This is a genomic window from bacterium (assembly GCA_030655055.1).
Lineage (GTDB): Bacteria > Edwardsbacteria > AC1 > AC1 > EtOH8 > UBA5202.
In genome coordinates, this window is sequence record JAURWH010000086.1 from 1 (window position 1) to 6700 (window position 6700).

Below are 6700 nucleotides of genomic sequence, written 5' to 3' on the forward strand. Positions count from 1 at the left end.
CAAGGCAGAGCATAGATGATCTCAGCATTGATAATTGCCAAGGATGAAAAAAATAATATTGGTCCCTGTCTGGACAGTCTGCAGGGGTTTGCCGGCGAGACGATCGTGGTGGTTGATTCCTCCAGCACCGACGAAACCGAGCAAATTAGCAGGAACAAAGGGGCCAGGGTGTTGGTCAAGGAGTGGCAAGGCTTCGGCGCCACAAAAAACTGGGGATTGCAGCAGGCCTCGGGAGATCACATCCTGTGGATAGACGCCGATGAAAGGATGACCCCGGAGCTTGCCAAAGAGATAACCAGTACGATCCAATCAAACCCAGATTATTCAGCCTTGGCTTTTCCCCGAAAAGCATATTTTCTAGGGAGATGGATAAAACATTGCGGCTGGTACCCTGGTTATGTCACCCGGTTGTTTAAAAAAGAAAAAGCAAAGTTTGACGACAAGCAAGTACATGAGACGTTAGTGGTTGATGGCAAAGTGGTCAAACTCAAAGAAGCGTTGCTTCATTATACAGATCCCGATCTGGCCCATTATTTCATGAAATTCAATAAATATACCAGGTTAGCGGCCGAACAGATGCATAAATCTGGATGTCGTTTCAAGCCCTCCGGTGTTATTTTGAAACCTCTGATTGTATTTGCCAAAATGTATTTCATCAAACTGGGATTTCTGGACGGCATGGAGGGCTTCAGCTTGTCTGTGCTTTCGGCCCATTATGCCTTCGTTAAGAACATCAGGCTCTGGGAACTTCAGCGGAACTCCGAAAATACGTCAAGCGCAAATGAGACTGGTAATGGAAACAAGCAATAGACCAGCCAACATATTAGTCATCAAGATGCTGGGAGTGGGAGACGTGGTCTGGACCACGCCGCTGCTGAGCAATCTGCGCCGGGGATTCCCCCAGGCCAGAATATCGTTCCTCTGCCGGAGCTTTTGCGCCCCGGTGCTGGCCAACAACCCCGGCCTGGACGAGGTCATCTCCTTTGATCCCGGCAGCCTCCGGAGCCAGCTTGCTTTCATCAGGGACCTGAGACGCCGGAAGTTTGACCTGGTGATAGATCTTTTCGGTTCGCCCCGCACCGCTTTCCTGTCGCTGGCCAGCGGATCAGGAACCAGGATCGGCTTTGATTTCGGCTACCGCCGGCTGTTTTATACCAAAGTCCTTTCGTCCAAAGAAGCCAACCGGGGCCACGAGGTGGAGTTCCATCTTTTTCCGCTCAAAACCCTGGGGATCCCGGTCAAGTCAAAGGAACTGGTCCTTAACCTGAGGCCGGAGGAAACCGCCTTCAAGGACCTGACCTGGGGCGGGTGGGGCATCAAAGCGGAAGAGACGGTGGTGGGCCTGGTCGCCACCAGCGGCTGTTCCTGCCGGCGCTGGCCGGAGCAAAGTTTTTCCATCTTGGCCCGGGAGCTGTCGGCCATGAAAAACATCCGGGTCGTGATATTCTGGGGACTGAGCGCAGAACTGGAAAGCGCCCAAAGGATAGCCAAAGGTTATGAAGACAAGGTCCTGATTATCCCCCAGACCAGCCTGCGCCAGATGGCGGCCCTGCTGTCCGGCTGTGACCTAGTGATAGGCAATAACTGCGGTCCGGTGCAGATTGCCACCGCCTTCAAAGTTCCGGTGATAAACTTTCACGGCCCCACCCGCCCGCTGGGACAGGGCCCTTGGGGAGTGCCCCACGTGATATTAAGGAATGAAAGCCTGTCCTGTTTGGAGTGCAACAAGACCAGCTGTCCGGATCCCAAGTGCATGACCGGGATCACCGTGGAACAGGTAATGGCAGCGTTCAAGACCATGATGGCCGGGGAACTTGGGAAAAGATAGCATCACCTTAAATATCAACCGGGTCCATCAGGCATTGTTGAAATGCCATGGAATACCCGCCCCCAAAAAATATCCCAGGGTGCTGGACGCCTTGGTGGAGACCATCCTTTCCCAGAACACCAGCGACCGCAACAGCCACCGGGCCTACCTTTCGCTGAAAAAACATTTTCCCGGCTGGAGGGCGGCGGCGGCAGCCCGGCCCCGGGCCCTTGAGGCAGCCATCAGGACCGGCGGCCTGGCCAGGATAAAATCCTTAAGGATCTCAAATCTGCTGAACCTGATAGCCCGGGAGCAGGGGCTGATCTCGCTGGAATATCTTAAGAAGCTGTCCCCGGAGCAGGCCTATCACCAATTGGTCTCTTATGACGGGGTGGGCCCCAAGACGGCTGCCTGCACCCTGCTGTTCGGGGCCGGGATGGCGGTTTTCCCGGTGGACACCCACGTCTACCGGGTCTGCCAAAGGCTGGGCTGGGCGGCTCCAAAAGAAAGTGCTGAAAGGTTTCAAGAACGGATCGGGCCGTCCATTCCCCCCAAACAAGTATTCAACCTGCATGTGAACCTGATCACCCACGGGAGGCAGACCTGCCATCCCCGCCGTCCGGATTGCGGACGGTGCTGCCTGAATCTCTATTGCATGTACCCCCATGACAGCAAACCAAAGAACCTAAAGGAGGAACGGTCATGAACCGGAAACGCAAAATCCCTGTATTCCTGTTTTGTGCGGTCCTGTCCTTATGGGGCTGCCGAGCTCAGCCCCGCGACGACTTCAAGAACAAGACCCCAAAAACCATCACCCTTAACGCCGACAGCACTGCGGCCAAAGCCGACAGCGCCAGGGTGATCCCCGTTCCGGCCGGCGTCCAGTTCGGCTTTTCCCTGGAGCTCCTGGGGGACGCCCGGCTAGATTTTTATGATGAGACCGACCGCCACACCGGCCCGGCCACCAAGGAGGAGTACCTTCCCGTGCTGGAAATGATCCTGGCCCAGCCGGAGCTGCACGAAGAGGAAAAGGCCAACCTGGAGGCCCAGAAACAGCGGATCATCCTGACCGGCAGCGCCGCCGAGTTCTTCATCAACCGGGGCATACCCAATCTGCAGTTCAAATCCTCGGCCGAAAAGAAGTCGGCTTCTTTCAAGGGCGGGGATGAAATAATGATGAAGATCAGCCAGGCCGCCGCCGGAAAACTGGCCCTGACGCTAAAGGTCTGGAACCACCTCCAGGTCAGGGAAGCGCAATACGCCATTGAAGCGGGGGAGGGCCAAAACGGCGAGATCAGCATTTCCTCCACCATGGACGACTTTACCCTGGATTGGGGCGGGAACGACGACGGCCAGCCGGAGAGGACCATCCAGCCCTTCAAACTGGACAGCATGGCCATCACTCCGCCGCCGGCCGCAGCAGCCAAGACCGTTTCCCAGGCAGCTCCGGCCACACCGGTCGCCAAACCAGCGCCAGTGGCTCCGGCCCCGGCGACCCCGCCGGCCAAGACCGGGAAATAGCAATGGCAGTTTTCAGATGGAACGCCTGATAGCCCATGTGGACATGGATTGTTTTTACGCGGCGGTGGAGGTTTTGGACAACCCGGAGCTGGCGGGCCAGCCGGTGATCGTGGGCTCCGACCCCAAGGGAGGCAAGGGCCGGGGGGTGGTCTCGGCCTCGTCATATGAGGCCAGAAAATTCGGGGTGCATTCGGCCATGCCCATCTCCCAAGCCTTCCGGCTTTGTCCCCAGGGCGTGTTTTTGCCGGGGCGGATGCAGAGATACGGCGAGGTCTCCGGCCGGATCATGGAGATACTCTTGAGCTTTTCTCCCCAGATGCAGCAGATATCGGTGGACGAAGCCTTCCTTGATCTGACCGGCTGCCAAAGGATCTTTGGTTCGGCCGAACAGATGGGGAAGAAGATAAAGCTGGCCATCAGGCAGAAGTGCGGCCTAAGCGCCTCGGTGGGAATGGGCTCCAACAAACTGATCGCCAAGATAGCCTCGGACCTCCAGAAACCAGACGGGCTGGTGATAATCCCTGCCGGCCGGGAGGCGGAATTTTTAAGCCCCCTGCCGCTGCGAAAACTGTGGGGCATAGGGCCCAAGACGGAACAGAGGATCAAATCGAGCTTTAAGGCCGAGACCATCGGACAACTGGCAGCCATCCCGGAGAGAGCCCTGGCAAAAGAACTCGGCGCAATGGGGGAGTACCTGCACCAGCGGGCCAACGGGGTGGACGACGACCCGGTCTGTGACGGGCACGAAGCCAAGTCCATCGGCCGGGAGAACACCTTTGACGAGGACACCGCCGACAGGGAGGTGCTGCTTTCCACTTTACTCTACCTTTGCGACGATGTGGCCGGCAGTTTGAGGGACAGCCAGTTCCAGGGAAGGACCATCACCCTTAAACTGCGCTACACCGGTTTTGAGACCCACACCTACGGAAAAACATATTCCAAACTGCCGGCGGCGGCCGGCGAGATCTTCCAGGCGGCCAAGAGACTTTTCCTGGACAACTGGCGGCCAAAGGATGCCATCAGGCTGATCGGAATATCGGTCTCCAACTTCGATGAAAGACCGGAGCAGATGGGGCTGTTCAGCGAGACCGCTGCCCAATCCGCCAAAACCGAGAGCTTGGAAAAGGCGGTGGACCAGGTCAGGAAGAAGCTGGGCAAGAGGGCCATAGTCCGGGGCGGCACGATGGAACGTTGACAGGGCAGTATATATTGGACATTGGTTGACACTGGCTATGCGACAATAAGTATCAATGATCAGTGTTTATCCGTGTCCCCGTAAAGTATTTTTATGCTATTCACAAATTAATCTGATCGCCATGCGAGTACTGCACATAGTAACAGCCTTTCCCCGGCACGAGCAGGATGTGATCACGCCCTGGCTGGTGGAGATGCTGAAAAAGCTCAAAGCCCAGGGGGCGGAAGTGGAGGTATTCACTTCGTCCTACCAGGGGCTGGGGGACCAGATGCTGTGGGGCATTCCGGTGCACCGTTTCCGCTATTTCTTTTCACGCTGGGAAAACCTGACCCACGAGGAAATGGCGGTGGACCGCATGACCCGTTCCCCGCTGTACAAAATCCTTCCGGGTTTCTACCTGATAGGCGGGATCCTCGCGGTGCTCAAACTGTGCCGCAAGAACAAGTATGACGTGATCCACGTCCACTGGCCGATGCCGCACGCCGTGTTCGGCTGGGCGGCCAAGCAGGCCTGCAAAGCAAAACTGGTGACCACCTTCTACGGCGCGGAACTGCGCTGGGTGAAGAACTCCCTGCCGTTCATGAAATGGTTTTTGCGCTGGGCCATCAGGATCTCCGACCGGGTGGTTGCCATCTCCACTTTTACCGCTAATGAGGTCAGGAGCATCTCTGATGTCCAGGTCGAGGTCATACCTTATACCATAGGGTTTTCCACAAAGGCAGAAGGCAGAAGGCAGAAAACGAAATTTGGGGAACCAGTGATCTTGACTGTCGGGCGGATGGTGGAACGGAAAGGGGTTAGATATCTGATCGAAGCCATGCAGCAACTGCCGCAGGCCAGGCTGGAGGTGGTGGGCGGCGGACCGCTGCTGCCGGAGCTGAAGGAACAGGCTGAGGATCTTGGAGTAGCGGACCGGGTGCATTTTGCCGGAAAGGTCTCCGAAGCCGAACTGATCGAGCACTACCGCCGGGCCGCGGTCTATGTCCAGCCGGGGATCATAGATTCCCGGGGCGACACCGAGATGCTGGGGGTGGTTCTGCTGGAGGCCATCCACTATGGGGTGCCGGTGGTAGGTAGCGATATAGGCGGGATCACCGATATCATCATAAATGAAAAGACCGGACTGCTGGCGCCACAGAAGGACCATCTGGCTTTGGCCACGGCCATAGAAAGAATATTGACGGAAGAAAAGTTAAGGCAACGATTGGTTGAGGGCGCCGATGAGCATCTTAAAACCAATTTCAGCTGGGATACCATAATTTCCAAATGGATGACCATTTACAAAGCTTAAACGATTTAAGGAGGGGAAAATGGAAAACCAGAACAGCCCGGCGCCTTCCGTAACTCCCGCACCGCCAGGGGACCCGGGACAGATCGAGCAAAAACTGAAATTAGAGAACCAGCTGAAATCAGGAGCCGGGTGGTTCTACTGGATCGCCGGGCTTTCGCTGGTCAACACCGCCATCTTCATCTTCGGCGGCCAGTGGAATTTCATCATGGGGCTGGGTCTTACCCAGGTAGTGGACGCGGTGGCAGTGCCCATGGGTCAGGGCGGCAAGATCGCGGCGGTGATAATAGACCTGCTGATAGCCGGGATGTTCGTGGGGTTCGGGGTAATGGCGGCCAAGCGGAATACCTGGGCCTTCATCGCGGGCATGATTATCTACGCGCTGGACAGCATAATATTCATCATGGGCGGGGATTTTCTGGGGATAGCATTTCACGCGCTGGCGTTGTGGTTCATCTTTGGCGGATTGAAGGCGCACAGACAGCTGAAGTAGGAATACGTCATTTCTGTGGTATAGTATTGTTCCAAGATGAATGGCTGTTTATAGGGGTTAACAAAAATAAAGATATAAAATGGAAAGGATAGGTTTATGAAGCGTATTTTTATTATTGTATTTTTATTATGTAATTCAGCTATTGTATATACCCAAGAAGATTGGTTAAAAACAATGAATATTTTGGACAATAAAATGCCCAAAGAGTTGTATTATATGAGAAATGAGATATATGCAAGGCATGGAAAAATATTTAAAACCAAGGAATTGAATGAATATTTTTCAGATTGCTCTTGGTATAAACCAAACCCAAAATTTAAAGAAAACATGTTTTCCGTATATGAGAAAGAAACATTAAATAAAATTATTCGTCTTGAAGATGAATTGAAGCCATTT

8 protein-coding genes are annotated in these 6700 nt (G+C 54.8%); all 8 read left to right on the forward strand.

Annotation, left to right across the window (positions count from 1 at the left end):
* Positions 1-15 precede the first annotated feature (15 nt).
* Complete coding sequence (locus Q7U71_03790; GenBank protein ID MDO9390878.1) at positions 16-810, forward strand: glycosyltransferase family 2 protein; 795 nt, start codon at positions 16-18, stop codon at positions 808-810.
* Positions 794-1828 (forward strand): glycosyltransferase family 9 protein, encoded by a 1035-nt coding sequence (locus Q7U71_03795; protein ID MDO9390879.1) that lies wholly within the window; start codon positions 794-796, stop codon positions 1826-1828. Before Q7U71_03790 ends, Q7U71_03795 begins: the two co-directional genes overlap by 17 nt.
* Positions 1815-2513, forward strand: coding sequence for an endonuclease III (locus Q7U71_03800; GenBank protein MDO9390880.1), 699 nt, complete (start codon positions 1815-1817; stop codon positions 2511-2513). Before Q7U71_03795 ends, Q7U71_03800 begins: the two co-directional genes overlap by 14 nt.
* Positions 2510-3328 carry a hypothetical protein gene (locus Q7U71_03805; GenBank protein ID MDO9390881.1) on the forward strand — a complete coding sequence of 273 codons (819 nt, stop codon included), beginning with the start codon at positions 2510-2512 and terminating at the stop codon, positions 3326-3328. Before Q7U71_03800 ends, Q7U71_03805 begins: the two co-directional genes overlap by 4 nt.
* Before the next feature lie 16 nt (positions 3329-3344).
* On the forward strand, positions 3345-4523 hold the full coding sequence (gene dinB, locus Q7U71_03810) for a DNA polymerase IV (GenBank protein MDO9390882.1): 1179 nt from the start codon (positions 3345-3347) through the stop codon (positions 4521-4523).
* 121 nt (positions 4524-4644) lie between these two features.
* Positions 4645-5814, forward strand: a complete 1170-nt coding sequence (locus Q7U71_03815) for a glycosyltransferase family 4 protein (protein MDO9390883.1) — start codon at positions 4645-4647, stop codon at positions 5812-5814.
* A gap of 19 nt (positions 5815-5833) precedes the next feature.
* Positions 5834-6304 (forward strand): hypothetical protein, encoded by a 471-nt coding sequence (locus Q7U71_03820; GenBank protein ID MDO9390884.1) that lies wholly within the window; start codon positions 5834-5836, stop codon positions 6302-6304.
* Positions 6305-6400: 96 nt separating this feature from the next.
* Positions 6401-6700 (forward strand): YARHG domain-containing protein (locus Q7U71_03825; protein ID MDO9390885.1); only part of this gene is annotated, 300 nt, incomplete at its 3' end.